This is a genomic window from Nocardioides jiangxiensis (assembly GCF_030580915.1).
GTDB classification, from domain to species: Bacteria; Actinomycetota; Actinomycetes; order Propionibacteriales; family Nocardioidaceae; genus Nocardioides; species Nocardioides jiangxiensis.
In genome coordinates, this window is the sequence record NZ_JAUQTA010000001.1 from 1,094,445 (window position 1) to 1,109,019 (window position 14,575).

The window sequence follows — 14,575 nt, forward strand, 5'->3', positions numbered from 1 at the left end:
CCTTTCATTTGTCGCTACCGTCGAGGACATGGCGAACGACGACGGTCCCCGGATGCGCCGCAGCGCGCTCGGCCGCTCCGCGCGCCTGGCTGCCCTCCCCGCGGCGTACGCCGGCCGCACGGCGCTCGGCGTCGGCAAGCGGATCGGGGGCAAGCCGGCCGAGGCGGTCATGAGCGAGGTGCAGCGGCGCACGGCCGACCAGCTCTTCACCGTGCTCGGTGAGCTCAAGGGCGGGGCGATGAAGCTCGCCCAGGCGCTCTCCATCTTCGAGTCCGCGCTCCCCGAGGAGATCGCAGGCCCCTACCGCGACGTCCTCACCAAGCTCCAGGACGCCGCTCCCCCGATGACCCTGCGGGTGCTGTCCGAGGTACTCGAGGAGGACCTCGGCCCGGCCTGGCGGCAGTCGTTCGCGGTCTTCGACGAGAAGCCCGTCGCGTCCGCGAGCCTCGGCCAGGTGCACCGCGCGACGTGGGCCGACGGCACCGACGTCGCGGTGAAGATCCAGTACCCCAACGCCGCGAAGGCCCTGCAGAGCGACATCCGCAACCTCTCCCGCATCGCCCGCCTGATCGGCCTGCTGGCACCCGGGGTCGACATCAAGCCGCTGCTGGCGGAGATCGCCGACCGGGTCCGCGAGGAGCTCGACTACGAGCTGGAGGCATCCGCACAGCGGGTCTTCGCCGCCGAGTTCGACGGCGACCCCGAGATCGCGGTGCCGCACGTCGTGCACGCGACCAAGCGGGTGCTCGTGACGACCTGGCTGGACAGCCCCCACTCGCTCGCCCGCGTGATCAAGGACGGGAGCCGCGAGGAGCGCCAGCGCGTCGGCGACCTCTACGCCCGCTTCCTGATCAGCGGCCCGGCCCGCACCGGCCTGCTCCACGCCGACCCGCACCCGGGCAACTTCCGGGTGATGGCCGACGGCCGGCTCGGCGTCGTGGACTTCGGCGCCGCGGCCCGCCTGCCCGACGGCCTGCCGGTCCCCCTCGGCTGCCTGCTGCGCCTGGCCTCAGACGACGACTGGGACGCGGTCGCGGTCGAGATGCGCGCCCAGGGCTGGTTGCTGCCCCAGACGAGGTTCGAGACCGAGGCACTGCGCGACTACCTGCGGCCGCTGCTGGCACCCGCGCGCGAGGAGGTCTTCGGCTTCAACCGCGCCTGGCTGCGCGCCGAGGCCGCGCGGGTCGCCGTACCGACTCCGGAGAACCTGTCGAAGGCGTTCAGGATCAACCTTCCCCCGGAGTACATGCTGATCCACCGGGTCTGGATGGGCGGCATCGGCGTGCTCTGCCAGCTCGAGGTGGACCTGCCCTTCCGGGCCCTGCTGGAGGAGCACGCGCCGGGGTTCGCCTGAGGTTCACCGGCGAGGGGCCGATCTCACACGTACGACGGTTCGGAGCACCGCTCGCGCGCCGATAGAATCGCGAGGTTGCCCGTGTGTCTTCGGGCACCCACGTTCTTTGACGCCCACTCGAAAGCAGGCTGCCTCCGCATGGCCGCAACCACCCGCAACGACATCCGCAACGTTGCCATCGTCGCGCACGTCGACCACGGCAAGACGACCCTCGTCGACGCGATGCTCAAGCAGGGCGGCGCGTTCTCCGCCCACCACATCGAGTCGGGCGTCGAGGACCGCGTCATGGACTCGGGCGACCTGGAGCGCGAGAAGGGCATCACGATCCTCGCGAAGAACACCGCGATCGCCTACAACGGTGAGCACGCGCCCGAGGGCGGCATGGTCATCAACATCATCGACACCCCCGGCCACGCCGACTTCGGTGGCGAGGTCGAGCGCGGCCTGTCGATGGTCGACGGCATCGTCCTCCTCGTCGACGCCTCCGAGGGCCCGCTCCCCCAGACCCGCTTCGTGCTGCGCAAGGCGCTGAACGCCGACATGCCGGTCATCCTGGTCGTCAACAAGACCGACCGTGGCGACGCGCGCATCGACGAGGTCGTCGACGAGTGCTACGAGCTCTTCATGGACCTGCTCGACGACTCGCACTCGCACGACGCGCTCGACTTCCCGGTCATCTACGCCTCGGGCAAGGCCGGCATCGCCTCCACCGAGAAGCCGGAGAACGCCTCCCTCCCGGCCGGCGACAACCTCGAGCCGCTCTTCAAGACGATCCTCGAGACGATCCCCGCCCCGGCGTACGACGACGAGGCGCCGCTGCAGGCTCACGTCACCAACCTCGACGCCTCGCCGTTCCTCGGCCGCCTGGCGCTGCTCCGCATCAAGCAGGGCACGCTGAAGAAGGGCCAGCAGGTCGCCTGGATGAAGGCCGACGGCACCATCAAGAACATGAAGCTCACCGAGCTCCTCGTGACCGAGGGCCTCGAGCGTGTCCCGGGCGAGCAGGCCGGCCCGGGCGACATCGTCGCCATCGCCGGCATCCCGGACATCATGATCGGCGAGACCATCGCCGACCCGGAGAACCCGATCGCGCTCCCGCTGATCAAGGTCGACGACCCGGCCATCTCCATGACGATCGGCACCAACACCTCGCCGCTCGTCGGCAAGGTCAAGGGCTCCAAGGTCACCGCCCGCATGGTCAAGGACCGCCTCGACTCCGAGCTCATCGGCAACGTGTCGCTCAAGGTCCTCCCGACCGACCGCCCCGACGCGTGGGAGGTCCAGGGCCGTGGCGAGCTCGCGCTCGCGATCCTCGTCGAGCAGATGCGCCGCGAGGGCTACGAGCTCACCGTCGGCAAGCCGCAGGTCGTCACCCAGGAGATCGACGGCAAGCGCCACGAGCCCGTCGAGCGCCTCACGATCGACGCCCCGGAGGAGTACCTCGGCGCGATCACCGAGCTCCTCGCGATCCGCAAGGGCCGCATGGAGAACATGACCAACCACGGCACCGGCTGGGTCCGCATGGACTTCGTCGTCCCGGCGCGTGGCCTGATCGGCTTCCGCACCGACTTCCTCACCGAGACGCGCGGCACCGGCATGGCGTCGTCCATCTCCGAGGGCATGATGCCGTGGGCCGGCGAGATCCGCGCCCGCAACAACGGCTCGCTCGTCGCCGACCGCGCCGGCTCCGCCACCGCGCACGCGATGACCTCCCTGCAGGAGCGCGGCGTCATCTTCGTGAAGCCGGGCACCGAGGTCTACGAGGGCATGATCGTCGGCGAGAACTCCCGCCAGGACGACATGGACGTCAACATCACCAAGGAGAAGCAGCAGACCAACATCCGGTCCGCGACCTCCGACAACTTCGAGAAGCTGACCCCGCCGCGCGAGCTGTCGCTCGAGCAGTGCCTGGAGTTCTGCCGCGACGACGAGTGCGTCGAGGTCACCCCGGAGATGGTCCGCATCCGCAAGGTGATCCTGGACAAGAACGAGCGCGCGAAGATCGCGAGCCGAGCGCGTAAGGCGTGAGGGAGAGCCTCGTAGCGAGGGACGAGCGGAGGGGTTCTTCCGCACGTCTTCTGCGACGCGAGGGGCAGCTCGCGAGCCGGGCACGCCCGGCCTGACGCCGAGACGGGGCGCCGCATCCAGCCGGATGCGGCGCCCCGTCGCACATCCTGGACGGGCCGTAACCCCGGGGATGGTCCAGCCGATGACACGAGTGGAGGCACCACGCCTCAACGACCATGCCGAAGACCCGGGAGTGCGATGAGCCTGGACGACGACCTGGTCGCGCGAGCGCGCGACGGGGACGCCGACGCCGTGGGTGTCATCTACAGCACCCTGGCCCCGAAAGTCCTCGGCTACCTCACGATGCGCGGCGCGGAGGACCCCGAGGCCCTGACCAGCGAGGTCTTCCTCGCCGTCATCCAGCAGCGCCGCCAGCTGCACGGCGGCGCGGACGGCGTACGCCGATTCGTCTTCTCCGTCGCCCACCACCGTTACGTCGATGACGTGCGTCGGCGCAACCGACGCCCGGCGACCCTGGCCTACGAGCCCAGCGACGACCCGCGCACGGACAGTCCTGCCGAGGACGTCGCGATCGAGCAGGTCTCGCTCGCCGAGGTGCGCGCCCTGCTGCGTCAGCTCACCCCCGACCAGGCGGCAGTCATCTCCCTGCGGATGATGGGCGACTTCTCGCTGCAGGAGACCGCGGACCTGCTCGACCGCAGCGTCGGTTCGGTCAAACAGCTCCAGCGACGTGCTCTTGAAGCACTCCGACAGATGATCACGAACGAGGTGGACGCGGGATGACCGACGAGACGATCCAGGCGATGCTGCATGAGGCCGCGCTCGACGACGCGGAGTACGCAGCCGTCGGCGCCCTGCTGGCGGCGGCACGCGTCGAGGCATCGGCCCTGAGCATCCCGCCGTTCGATGCAGTTTCCGGCCTCGCCCGCGCGCGCACCGGCCGTGCGCGCCGGCTGGCAGCCGCGGCGATCGGGGCGACGTTCGTGCTCGGCGGCGTGGCGGGAACCGCGGCAGCGCTCGGTGTCGTTCCGGAGCCGGCACGCGACTTCCTTGACCACATCGTCACTGCGCTCACCCCGGACCACCGCGATTCCCCCGGCTCCGTCGGCGACAGCAGCACCCCCACTCCCGCGACCTCCGCCCGACCGGGGACACCCGCGTCGAAGGCACCGCAAAGCGTGGGTGGGCGCCTTCCCGGAGCCATCCCGACCACGGACCAGCCGCAGGTGTCCTCCCGGCCCGACAACCAGCGGGAGGACAGCACAGCTGCGGCTCCGACTGCTCCCTCCGTGGCCCTGCCCACCCCGAACGCGGTGGCGACCACGCCTCCCGCCCTGGACCCCGACGTGCCGGACCTGCCGGTCCTGCCCACACCCACCGGTCTGGCGCCCGGCGAACGCCTCGTGACGGGATCGCAGGAAAGTGGCCTCCTGCCGTAACCCCCGGGACATTCCGGACGATCACCCTCATGAAGCCCCACCTTCCAGCAACACCAGGAGAGCCCCGAGACACCTGATTCCCCCGCAGGCCTGAGCCTGTCACCTCGCGTCCGAACAGGGGCGGCGAGGTGGTTGTGCTTGCCGTCGGCATTGCCGCCGGGCACACCGATGCCCCATGCTGTCCCTGCGGGAGCATGGGGCAGACCGCAGGGCAGGGGCTTCAGGTGGCAGACCATCGGGTCGACGGCATCGAGGGCGTGCGTGGCATCGCAGCCCTCTCGGTCATGGGCGGTCACGTCCTCCTCTTCATGCTCGGCGGCGCGTTCGCCGGCTCGGCGCTCCTCGGCCCACTCGCCGTCGTGCTGCTCAACGGAGTGACGCTCTTCTTCGTCCTGTCCGGCTACCTGCTCTACCGGCCCTTCGTGTCGGCTGTGGTCGACGCACGCCCGTCTCCCCGCGTGACGACCTTCTACCGCAACCGCCTGCTCCGCATCTTCCCGGCGTACCTCGTGGTCTTCGCCGCCTCCGCCTTCGTGCTCGGCGTCGCGGTCGTGCAGACGACCGATCCGGCGGCACCGACGCGCATCGAGGAGCGGCTCGGCTACCTGACCGACCCGGTCCTCGTCCTGCTCAACCTGACGCTGACGCAGGGCTACGTGCCCCGCGGCAACCTCACCGGCATCAACGTCTCCTGGTCACTGGTTCCGGAGCTCGCGTTCTACGCGGTCCTGCCCGTGCTGTACCTGATCGGGCGTGCCCTCAGCCGAGGCCGTCGTTCCCCGCTGGCCATGGCCGCGCCGGCTGTGCTGCTCCTGGTCGTCGGCGCCGTGGGCCGCCTGACCGCCCGGTCGATGCTACTCGCGGACGGCCCCGAGCACGTCGAGGGACGCCTCGACGGCTCGACCTGGGCCGGCGTCCTGACGCACTCCTTCCTCGGTGTGTGCGACCTGTTCGCGATCGGCATGCTGGTGGCCGTCGCCGCCGCTGCGTGCCAGCGCACCTCGCACCGACGAGGCGTCGCACTCCTGCGACTCGCCGTGGGAGCCGGAGTCCTCGTGGCCGCGCTGTCGACGTTCGCCCTCCGGCCGCTGTTGCTCGACCCTCCGGCGTGGGCCGCCACCTTCGCCGGCCTGCTCTTCCTGGTCGTGGCGCCCGGCGGCGGACGCCTGCGCCGACTGGCAGTGGCCGTGCTCGACTCGCGTCCGCTCACGCACCTCGGCGTGATCTCGTACAGCGTGTATCTGTGGCAGATGCCCGTTCTCCTGATGCTTCTCAAGCACTGGCCCGACGCGAAGTTCCACAGCGCGGGCGGTCTGCTCCTGGCCGCGGCCATGGTGCTCGTGCCCACGCTCCTGCTGAGCGAGCTCTCCTACCGGTTCGTGGAGAAGCCCGCACTCGACCGGAAGCGGCCGATGGTGGCGGTGTCCGGTCCTGTGGTGTCGGTGCCGGCGCAGCGGACGACCGAGCGAGCTCCTGCAGCCGAGGACGTCCGCGTCTGAGAGGGGTCGACACCCTCCCCCGCTCGTGACGCCCGGCACGAGCCGCGAATATTCGGGGACGATTCGCCCATACCCGTACCTGGGGCTGGCGCAACGCCCTGCTCGTGGTCCACGATGCTGGCCTTCGGGGGAAGTGCCACTATCCACAAACTGCAATGGGGTGCAGCGTGGGATCTTCTCGGGTCTCGGAAATCGACGGTGTGCGCGGCCTGGCCGCCGCAGCGGTGTTCACGGCAAACGTCCTCGTGCTCGCCTCCGCGGGCCGCTGGACCGGCCCCGGGGATCCGGCGCGGCTGGCGTCGACCCTCGGGCACGCCACGACGCTCTTCGTCGTCGTCTCGGGCTTCGCCCTCTACCAGCCGTACGTCGGAGCCGTACTGCGCCGGGACCGGCCTCCCGGGACCTCGGCGTTCCTGTGCGACCGGGCCCTGCGGCTCGGGCCGGCTCTGGCAGGGACCGCACTCGCGGTCCTGCTGGCCGGCGGCGCTGCCACGGGCAGCGAGTCGCTGGCGACCCCCGGCGCCACCTGGCCCGTCGGCACCCTCCTCGGGCTCAACCTCGCCGTGCCGGCCATGGCCCGTCGCGCTCGTCGCGCGCTTCGCCGCCAGCGCGGGCTGGCGTGGGCGAGCTGGTGCATGGTGGCGGGCCCGCTCGCACTGACGGTCCTGGCCACGGTCGGGATCCTCGCGCTCACCGATCCCCGTGCCGCCCGCCTGACGACCCCGCTGCACCAGTGGGAGGGCGCCGCATCCACCGCCCTGGCGGTCTCCCAGGCCTTCGCCCTCGGCATGGTCGCGTCCGCGCTCATCGCGGTCCTGCGGGTCGCACCGCTCTTCCGCGGCACGCGCGAGCTCGCCCGGCATGCCACCGCCGCCGTCGTCGTCACGGCGGTCGCCGCAGGCCTCACCGCCCCTTCCCCGCTGGACGCCATCGCGTGGACGGTCGCCTGCGCCGCGGGCATCACCCTGCTCGCCCAGCCGGGCGGCCCGCTGCTGCTCACCGGCATGCGCGCCGCGTTCCGGAACCGGGTGATGGCCCACCTCGGACGGATCTCACTCGGCATCTGGCTCTGGCACGCGCCGGCGGCCGTCCTGCTCGTCCGCCTCGTGCCCACCTGGCGGTACGCCGACCCGGGCCAGCTCACCCTGGACCTCGCCCTGGTCGCCGCGCTCACGCTCGCCGCCGCCGAGGCGACCCAGTGGCTGGTCGATCGCCCGCTGCGTCGGGCAGCAGCCCACTGGCTCCGGCCGGCCCAGCGCCAGGCCGTCCCCCGGCTGCCGGCGTTCCTGCCGGACGAACTGGTGCTCGACCTGCCGCCCGTCGGCCGCATCGCCTCGCCCCGGGTCGCACAGGAGCAGGCCGGCAGCGTGTTCGGCGGCCTCCCCGGCTGATCTCCGCGCGGTCGTCTCAGCGACGGGGTACGTCATGTACCCAGCACGCCGTACGGCGAGAATGTCCCCACACGACGTCAAGAGGAGACATCAGATGCACGTAGAGAACACCGCCGCGATCGTGACGGGCGGCGCCTCGGGCCTCGGAGCCGCGACCGCCAAGGCACTCGCCGAGAAGGGCGCGACGGTCTTCGCGTTCGACCTGGCCGGCTCGATCGAGAAGGCTCCCGCGGTCGCCGGTGTCCACTACGTCGCCGTCGACGTGACCGACGTCGAGCAGGTCCGCGAGGCGGTCGCGACCGCAGCCAACGCCGGTGTTCCGCTGCGCACGGTCGTCAACTGCGCCGGTGTCGGCACCGCCGGCCGCATCCTCAACAAGGACGGCTCGGTCGGCGACCTCGCGAAGTACGCGATGGTCGTCAACATCAACCTCGTCGGCTCGTACAACGTCCTGGCGCTGGCCGCCGAGGCGATCGCGAAGACCCCCGAGCTCGAGCACGGCGCGCGCGGCATCATCATCAACACCGCCTCCGTCGCGGCGTTCGAGGGGCAGGTCGGCCAGGCGGCGTACTCGTCGTCCAAGGGCGGCGTCCTGGGCCTGATGCTTCCGGCGGCGCGCGACCTGGCCACCTACGGCATCCGGGTCTGCACGATCGCCCCGGGCATCGTGGAGACCCCCATGCTCGCAGGCGTCAACGAGGAGTTCCAGAAGACCCTCGCCGCCGGCGTTCCGTTCCCGAAGCGCCTCGGTCGCCCGGAGGAGTACGCCCAGCTCGCGACCTTCCTGGTCGAGCACGACTACATCAACGGCGAGGTCGTCCGCATGGACGGTGCGCTGCGCCTCGCGCCGCGCTGACCCGCGCCGAGACGGGGCCTGTGCAACGCCGAGACGGGGCTCGTGCCGACGTTCTCCACAGGAGGACGGGCACGGGCCCCGTCTCGCTTCTCCCGACGGCCCCTCGGCGCGGCACGAGGCCGGTCTCGGCGCGGCACGGGGCCCGTCTCGGCGCTCAGGTGAGGCGGGCGACGATCGCGGCCGTGAGCGCGTCGGCGTAGAGCCGACGACCGCTGCGGTGCGTCATGCGGTAGGCGTCCGCACGCGCCCTCATGTTGCCGAGCTCCACCATCGCGATCGGCTTGTCGGACCAGTTCAGCGTGCCCAGGTCCCCACGCACGTCGAGACCGCTCCCCCCGTTGACGTACGGCGCGTACGGCAGCCCTGCCTGGTGCAGGCGCGAGCGGAGCGTCCTGGCGAAGGCGAGCGAGGACGCCGCGATGTCGTCGGTCCAGCCGGTTCGTGACTGCGGCGCGATCACGTGGAAGCCCGAGCCACAGCCCACGCAGCCGTCTCCGTGCAGGGAGATCTCCAGGTCGGCCCGGCCACCCGTCGCCAGCGTGTTGCCCCGCCGTCCCCGGGCGTCGATGCAGGGGCCCCAGCGATCCTCGCGGTTCGTGCTCCGGGTCAGGATCACCCGCGCTCCGCGGTCCTCCAGGCGCGCCTTCAGGAGCAGGCTGACCTGCCAGGCGAACGTCGCCTCGGGGTAGCCGCCGTTGGTCGCGGTGCCCGTGGTGTTGCAGGCCTTCTGGAACCCGCCGGCGTCGACAGGGCGGGCGGTCTCGTCGGGGAAGTTGTGGTTGCCGAGCTGGTGACCGGGGTCGATCACGATCGTGCGGCCGGCCAGCGGTGCCGTCGTCGCCGCAGCAGGCCCCTCGACAGGAGCGTGCGGGAGCGCGACGAGCCCGGCCGCCATCACGAGGGCCGTGGTGCGGACCGCTGCCCGGGCCAGCCGTCGCATCACTCGTAGCCCAGGACCTGGGAGCGCTTCTCCGCCCAGGCCAGCGCCGAGGCGATGGCGTCGTCGATCGACAGCTCGGCCTTCCAGCCCAGCAGGGCGGCCGCCTTGTCGGCGTTCGCGAAGGCCCCGACGGCGTCACCGGGACGCGGCGGCGCCTCCGTGACCGGAACGGAGCGACCGAAGACCCGCTCGAAGGCGGCCACCAGCTCGCGCACGGTGACGCCGTCACCGGTGCCGAGGTTGATGATCGTCGAGGGCGACGCGGCCGCGGCGAGGACCTCGTCGAACTTCTCCACCGCACGGACGTGCGCACGGGCCAGGTCCCAGACGTGGATGTAGTCACGGATGCCCGTGCCGTCGCGCGTCGGGTGGTCGACGCCGGTGATCGTGAACGTCTCGCGCACCCCCAGCGCCGCCTCCGTGAGGATCGGCAGCACGTGGGAGACCTCGCGCAGGTAGTAGCCGGTGTCGAGGTCCGGGTCGGCGCCGATGGGGTTGAAGTAGCGCAGGATGATCGCCCGCAGGTCGGAGGCCGCAGCCATGTCCTCCAGCGCCTGCTCCATCATCCGCTTCGTGCGGGCGTACGGCGACTGCGGGTCGAGCGGGTCGCCCTCGACGACCTCGAAACCGTCCTTGGGCGCGTACAGGGAGGCGGTGGAGGAGAAGAGCAGCCGCGGCTTGCCGAGGGCCACGAGCTCGTCGAACAGCTCCAGCGACTTGGCGACGTTGTCCCGGTAGTACTCGTACGGGAGGTCCACCGACTCCGGCACCAGGATGCGGGCAGCCATGTGGATGGTCGCCTCGATGTCGGGGTGCTCCTCGACGATCCGGCGGACCAGCGCCCGGTCGGCGATGTCGCCCTGGTAGAAGATCCGGTCGCCCACGAAGGAGCGGGGTCCGGTCAGCAGCGAGTCGAGGATGACCGGCGTGTGCCCGCTCTCCTCGAGCGCCTTCGCAGTAGTCGAACCGATGTAGCCGGCGCCGCCGGTGACCAGGACCTTCACCCGGCCCACCCTAGATGCTCGGACTCACCTGTGCCGCGATGTGGGGCAGGCCACGCATCGGGGTCGACCTCTGGCAGACTGCGCGCCATGCCTTCTGCCCTCATCACGGGAATCACCGGTCAGGACGGTCCGTACCTCGCCGAGCTTCTGCTCGAGAAGGGATACGACGTCTACGGCCTCATGCGCGGGCAGAACAACCCCAAGCGCGCGATGGTCGAGCGGGAGCTGCCGGACGTCAAGATCCTCACCGGCGACCTGACCGACCAGTCGAGCCTGATGCGGGCGCTCAACGACAGCAGCCCGACCGAGGTCTACAACCTGGGTGCGATCTCGTTCGTGGCGTACTCCTGGGAAAACGCCAAGGTCACCTCGGACGTGACCGGCATGGGCGTGCTCAACCTCCTCGAGGCGGTCCGCCTCCACGGTGGCGACGACCCGCGCGCCGTCCGCTTCTACCAGGCCTCGAGCTCGGAGATGTTCGGCAAGGTGCAGCAGGTCCCCCAGACGGAGGAGACGCTGCTGTGGCCCCGCTCGCCGTACGGCGTGAGCAAGGTCTACGGCCACTACATGACGATCAACTACCGCGAGTCCTACGGCATGCACGCCTCGAGCGGCATCCTGTTCAACCACGAGTCGCCGCGCCGCGGGCCGGAGTTCGTGACGCGCAAGGTCTCGCAGGCGGTGGCGCGGATCAAGCTCGGCCTGCAGGACGAGCTGGTCATGGGCAACCTGGACGCGCAGCGCGACTGGGGCTTCGCCGGCGACTACGTCGAGGCGATGTGGCTGATGCTCCAGCAGGAGAACGGCGACGACTACGTGGTCTCCACCGACGAGACCCACACGATCCGCGAGCTCCTCGACCTCGCCTTCGCCCACGTGGGCATCGAGGACTGGGCACGCTACGTGCGCCAGGACCCGGCGTTCATGCGTCCGGCCGAGGTCGACCTGCTGATCGGCGACTCCTCCAAGGCGCGCGACGTCCTGGGCTGGAAGCCGAAGGTCAACTTCCCCGAGCTCGTCGCGATGATGGTCGACGCCGACCTCGCGGAGCAGAAGAAGCTCGCCGGCCTCTGACATGCCGGCGACTCGGGCATTCGTCACCGGCGCGTCCGGCCAGGACGGCAGCTACCTCGCCGAGCGCCTGATCGCCGACGGCGTCGAGGTGCACGCCCTCACGCTGTCCGGCGAGGTCCCGGCGTTCCTGCCCGCCGACGTGGTCGTCCACCGGGGTGACCTCACGGACGTCGCGGCGACCCGTGCCCTGCTGGCCGACCTCGCGCCGGACGAGGTCTACAACCTCGCAGCCCTGAGCTCGGTCGCGGCGAGCTGGGAGGACCCCGACCGCAGCGCATCGGTCAACGGGGGCGCGGCGGTCGCTCTCCTCGAGTCGGCCTGGCAGGTCTCGCAGGCCCACGACAAGCAGGTCGCCTTCATCCAGTGCTCGAGCGCGGAGATCTTCGGCGAGCCCGCACAGTCCCCACAGTCGGAGGACACCCCTCTGCGACCCGTGAACCCGTACGGCGCCGCGAAGGCCTACGCACACCTGATGACCGGCGTCTACCGCTCCCGCGGGCTGCACGCGTCGAGCATGGTCCTGTACAACCACGAGTCACCGCGCCGTTCGCCGCGCTTCGTCACCCGCAAGATCACCTCCACGGTGGCCGCGATCGCCCGCGGGCGGGCCGACAGCCTCGTCCTCGGCAACCTCGACGCACGACGCGACTTCGGCTGGGCTCCGGACTACGTCGACGCGATGGTGCGCGCGGCACGCCACGCGCAGGCCGACGACTACGTCGTCGCCACCGGCAAGAGCCACAGCGTGCGCGAGTTCGTCGCGGCGGCGTTCCAGCACGCGGGCGTGCGTGACTGGGAGCCGATGGTGCACACGGATCCCTCGCTGCTGCGTCCCACGGACCCGACCGACCTGACCGGTGACTTCAGCCGGGCACGTACGGTTCTCGGGTGGAAACCCTCCGTCTCCTTCCACGAGATCGTCGCGCGCATGGTCGACGCCGACCTGGTCGAGCCGTGATCCGCCCACGGATCGCGGCCGCCGCCGTGCTCGCGCTGACCCTCGTCGGCTGCGCGTCCGAAGCTCCTCCGGCCGAGCCGGAGGTCGTGCCGACGACGTTGGCGGCCCAGCCGAAGCCCAAGCCGCAGCCAAAGGCGCACATCGTGGTGGACGCCGCCCCGGCCCGCCTCCTCAACGGCTACGCCTCGTCGTCCGCGGACGCTGCCTGGCAGATGTCGCTCGACTACGTCCGCGACTGGCTCTTCAACCCCGTCCTGATGCAGCAGCACGTCGTGAAGGACGTGCACGAGCTGGACGGGCTCGCCGACGAGATGACCCCCGCGGGCGCAGCACGATGGCTCCCGGCTGCCCACAAGGCGCTGCGGCGCTACACGATCAAGCCGTGGGAGACGTTCCGCAAGAACAAGAAGGCCGAGGCCGAGGTCGCCCAGCTCGCCCTGTGGAACCTCGACCTGTCGAACCAGCGCGGCTGGGACAACCCGATGCTGGGGACCGTCCACGTGAGCGATGCCAAGATCATCGGCGCCGACGGCCTGGGCGTGATCATGCGGCTCAAGACGCGCATGCGCTTCATCGGCCAGGGCAACCACTACGCGATCCCGTACGAGACGGTGCTCACCCTGGTCTGGCACTCCAGCGAAGGCACGTGGAAGCTCGATGCGTGGCAGCGCGTCGGCCGCGTGGAGGCAGAGCGGATCGTCGGCAAGGGCGCGACCCCGAGCGCCGGCGAGTCGCCCTCTCCCCGCGCGACGGACACCGACGGGGCCTCCCCGCAGCCGACGGACGGGCCCACCCTGGACCCCTCGCTCGCCCCGGACTGATCCGCACACGACGACGCCCAGCGGCAACGCACGAAGCCCCCCGCACCTTCACAGGAGCGGGGGGCTTCGTTACGTGCCAGGAAGGTCAGGCCTTCTTCGCGGCAGCCTTCTTGGCCGGAGCCTTCTTCGCGGCAGCCTTCTTGGCCGGAGCCTTCTTCGCGGCAGCCTTCTTGGCCGGAGCCTTCTTCGCGGGGGCAGCAGCCTCCTCGACCGGAGCCTCGACGGCCTCGACGGCCTTCTTCGGGAGGTACTTCTCGACGAGCTTCTGCGCCTTGGCGGTCAGGTCCTCGACCGACTTGGTGAGCTCGGCGAGGCGGGCGTTGACCTGCTCCTGGGCCTTGGCCGGGAGGGCCTTGGCGGCAGCCTGGAGGTCGGCGACCTTGGCGAGGATGTCGGCCTGGGTCTCCTTGACCGACGCCTCGATCTTGGCCGGAGCGGCCTCGATGGCGGCCTGCAGGTCCTTGACCTGGGCGGCGACCTTCGCCTGGGCGTCCTTGGCGGTGGAGGTGGCGTCCTTCTGGACGTCCGCGACCTTCTCCTGAAGGTCAGCGACAAGCTTCTTCACGTCGAACTTGGCCATGATGGGCTCCTTTTGGTTGGTTCCGGTGGGGCGAGGCCGCCGCACCCGGGGGGTGTTGGTCAGCTCTCGCCCTCGTCGCTCTCCGCCGCGTTGATGGCGAGGAACGACGCATAGACGTCGAGCAGAGACTGCTTCTGCCGCTCGGTCAGGCCCGGGTCGGCCAGCACGGCCAGCTCCACGGATCCGCCCAGGCCGTCCTCAGGGCTGAGGATGCCGGCACGGATGTAGAGCTGCTCCGCGGAGATCCGGAGAGCCTTCGCGATCTGCTGAAGCACGTCGGCGGAGGGCTTGCGCAGGCCACGTTCGATCTGCGACAGGTACGGGTTCGACACACCAGCAACCTCGGAGAGCTGGCGCAGCGACAGCTTGGAAGCCGTCCGCTGCTCCTTGAGGTACTCCCCCAGGTTGTCGACCGTCTTGCCGACCACGCCCTTTGCCATGCCGCAAGTATCGCTAACTTTTGTTAGCGATAGCAACCGCAAGCAGTGTGAACTGGCGCACGGATCTATGGGATTCCCCTTGTCGATAAGGAGAAACCCGACTCGATACCGGTGCTAACCACTGCATGCAACACGGCGTTGCAAACAACTGGCAAGCACCGCTCCCCGTGGTGCACGAGGCAGGGGTGCGG

At 70.6% G+C, this 14,575-nt stretch carries 14 protein-coding genes; 10 read left to right on the forward strand and 4 right to left on the reverse strand.

Features of this window, described 5'->3' with window-relative positions:
* Nucleotides 1–28 precede the first annotated feature (28 nt).
* From Q5722_RS05410 to Q5722_RS05440, 7 genes are all read left to right on the forward strand, one after another.
* A complete protein-coding gene (locus tag Q5722_RS05410; RefSeq protein ID WP_305027186.1) occupies nt 29–1,354 on the forward strand; it encodes an ABC1 kinase family protein in 1,326 nt (441 codons plus the stop codon).
* Nucleotides 1,355–1,492: 138 nt separating this feature from the next.
* Entirely contained in the window at nt 1,493–3,382 is a 1,890-nt protein-coding gene (gene typA / locus Q5722_RS05415; protein ID WP_305027187.1) for a translational GTPase TypA, read from the forward strand.
* Between the two features lie 237 nt (nt 3,383–3,619).
* Nucleotides 3,620–4,165: an RNA polymerase sigma factor gene (locus tag Q5722_RS05420; RefSeq protein ID WP_305027188.1), complete on the forward strand. Its 546-nt coding sequence runs from the start codon at nt 3,620–3,622 to the stop codon at nt 4,163–4,165.
* Nucleotides 4,162–4,821 carry a superantigen-like protein SSL4 gene (locus Q5722_RS05425; protein ID WP_305027189.1) on the forward strand — a complete coding sequence of 220 codons (660 nt, stop codon included), beginning with the start codon at nt 4,162–4,164 and terminating at the stop codon, nt 4,819–4,821. The genes Q5722_RS05420 and Q5722_RS05425 overlap by 4 nt, the downstream gene beginning before the upstream one ends.
* Before the next feature lie 224 nt (nt 4,822–5,045).
* On the forward strand, nt 5,046–6,320 hold the full coding sequence (locus Q5722_RS05430; protein ID WP_305027190.1) for an acyltransferase family protein: 1,275 nt from the start codon (nt 5,046–5,048) through the stop codon (nt 6,318–6,320).
* Nucleotides 6,321–6,487: 167 nt separating this feature from the next.
* Nucleotides 6,488–7,711 carry an acyltransferase family protein gene (locus Q5722_RS05435; RefSeq protein WP_305027191.1) on the forward strand — a complete coding sequence of 408 codons (1,224 nt, stop codon included), beginning with the start codon at nt 6,488–6,490 and terminating at the stop codon, nt 7,709–7,711.
* Nucleotides 7,712–7,805: 94 nt separating this feature from the next.
* Nucleotides 7,806–8,567: an SDR family NAD(P)-dependent oxidoreductase gene (locus tag Q5722_RS05440; RefSeq protein WP_305027192.1), complete on the forward strand. Its 762-nt coding sequence runs from the start codon at nt 7,806–7,808 to the stop codon at nt 8,565–8,567.
* Nucleotides 8,568–8,721: 154 nt separating this feature from the next.
* On the opposite strand, the gene Q5722_RS05445 is transcribed toward Q5722_RS05440, so the two are convergent.
* Both Q5722_RS05445 and galE read right to left on the reverse strand, forming a co-directional pair.
* A complete protein-coding gene (locus Q5722_RS05445) occupies nt 8,722–9,507 on the reverse strand; it encodes an N-acetylmuramoyl-L-alanine amidase family protein (protein WP_305027193.1) in 786 nt (261 codons plus the stop codon).
* A complete protein-coding gene (galE, locus tag Q5722_RS05450) occupies nt 9,507–10,511 on the reverse strand; it encodes a UDP-glucose 4-epimerase GalE (protein ID WP_305027194.1) in 1,005 nt (334 codons plus the stop codon). The genes Q5722_RS05445 and galE overlap by 1 nt, the downstream gene beginning before the upstream one ends.
* A gap of 87 nt (nt 10,512–10,598) precedes the next feature.
* On the opposite strand from galE, the gene Q5722_RS05455 reads away from it, so the two are divergent.
* Genes Q5722_RS05455 through Q5722_RS05465 form a run of 3 tightly spaced genes read left to right on the forward strand, consistent with a single transcriptional unit; the run spans nt 10,599 to nt 13,364 of the window.
* Entirely contained in the window at nt 10,599–11,585 is a 987-nt protein-coding gene (locus Q5722_RS05455) for a GDP-mannose 4,6-dehydratase (protein WP_305027195.1), read from the forward strand.
* 1 nt (nt 11,586) lies between these two features.
* A complete protein-coding gene (locus Q5722_RS05460) occupies nt 11,587–12,543 on the forward strand; it encodes a GDP-mannose 4,6-dehydratase (RefSeq protein WP_305027196.1) in 957 nt (318 codons plus the stop codon).
* Nucleotides 12,540–13,364 (forward strand): hypothetical protein, encoded by an 825-nt coding sequence (locus Q5722_RS05465; protein ID WP_305027197.1) that lies wholly within the window; start codon nt 12,540–12,542, stop codon nt 13,362–13,364. The genes Q5722_RS05460 and Q5722_RS05465 overlap by 4 nt, the downstream gene beginning before the upstream one ends.
* Nucleotides 13,365–13,449: 85 nt before the next feature.
* Here Q5722_RS05465 and Q5722_RS05470 read toward each other — a convergent pair whose 3' ends face one another.
* Nucleotides 13,450–13,944 carry a hypothetical protein gene (locus Q5722_RS05470; RefSeq protein ID WP_305027198.1) on the reverse strand — a complete coding sequence of 165 codons (495 nt, stop codon included), beginning with the start codon at nt 13,942–13,944 and terminating at the stop codon, nt 13,450–13,452.
* Between the two features lie 59 nt (nt 13,945–14,003).
* Complete coding sequence (locus tag Q5722_RS05475; protein ID WP_107698653.1) at nt 14,004–14,384, reverse strand: helix-turn-helix domain-containing protein; 381 nt, start codon at nt 14,382–14,384, stop codon at nt 14,004–14,006.
* Nucleotides 14,385–14,575 lie beyond the last annotated feature (191 nt).

Excerpts from the sequence above, each read along its gene's own strand:
- Q5722_RS05440 (WP_305027192.1), top strand. The coding sequence starts at position 7,806 with ATGCACGTAGAGAACACCGCCGCGATCGTGACGGGCGGCGCCTCGGGC.
- Q5722_RS05460 (WP_305027196.1), top strand. The coding sequence starts at position 11,587 with ATGCCGGCGACTCGGGCATTCGTCACCGGCGCGTCCGGCCAGGACGGC.
- Q5722_RS05475 (WP_107698653.1), bottom strand. The coding sequence starts at position 14,384 with ATGGCAAAGGGCGTGGTCGGCAAGACGGTCGACAACCTGGGGGAGTAC.
- typA (WP_305027187.1), top strand. The coding sequence starts at position 1,493 with ATGGCCGCAACCACCCGCAACGACATCCGCAACGTTGCCATCGTCGCG.
- Q5722_RS05455 (WP_305027195.1), top strand. The coding sequence starts at position 10,599 with ATGCCTTCTGCCCTCATCACGGGAATCACCGGTCAGGACGGTCCGTAC.
- Q5722_RS05420 (WP_305027188.1), top strand. The coding sequence starts at position 3,620 with ATGAGCCTGGACGACGACCTGGTCGCGCGAGCGCGCGACGGGGACGCC.
- Q5722_RS05410 (WP_305027186.1), top strand. The coding sequence starts at position 29 with ATGGCGAACGACGACGGTCCCCGGATGCGCCGCAGCGCGCTCGGCCGC.
- Q5722_RS05470 (WP_305027198.1), bottom strand. The coding sequence starts at position 13,944 with ATGGCCAAGTTCGACGTGAAGAAGCTTGTCGCTGACCTTCAGGAGAAG.
- Q5722_RS05445 (WP_305027193.1), bottom strand. The coding sequence starts at position 9,507 with ATGCGACGGCTGGCCCGGGCAGCGGTCCGCACCACGGCCCTCGTGATG.
- Q5722_RS05425 (WP_305027189.1), top strand. The coding sequence starts at position 4,162 with ATGACCGACGAGACGATCCAGGCGATGCTGCATGAGGCCGCGCTCGAC.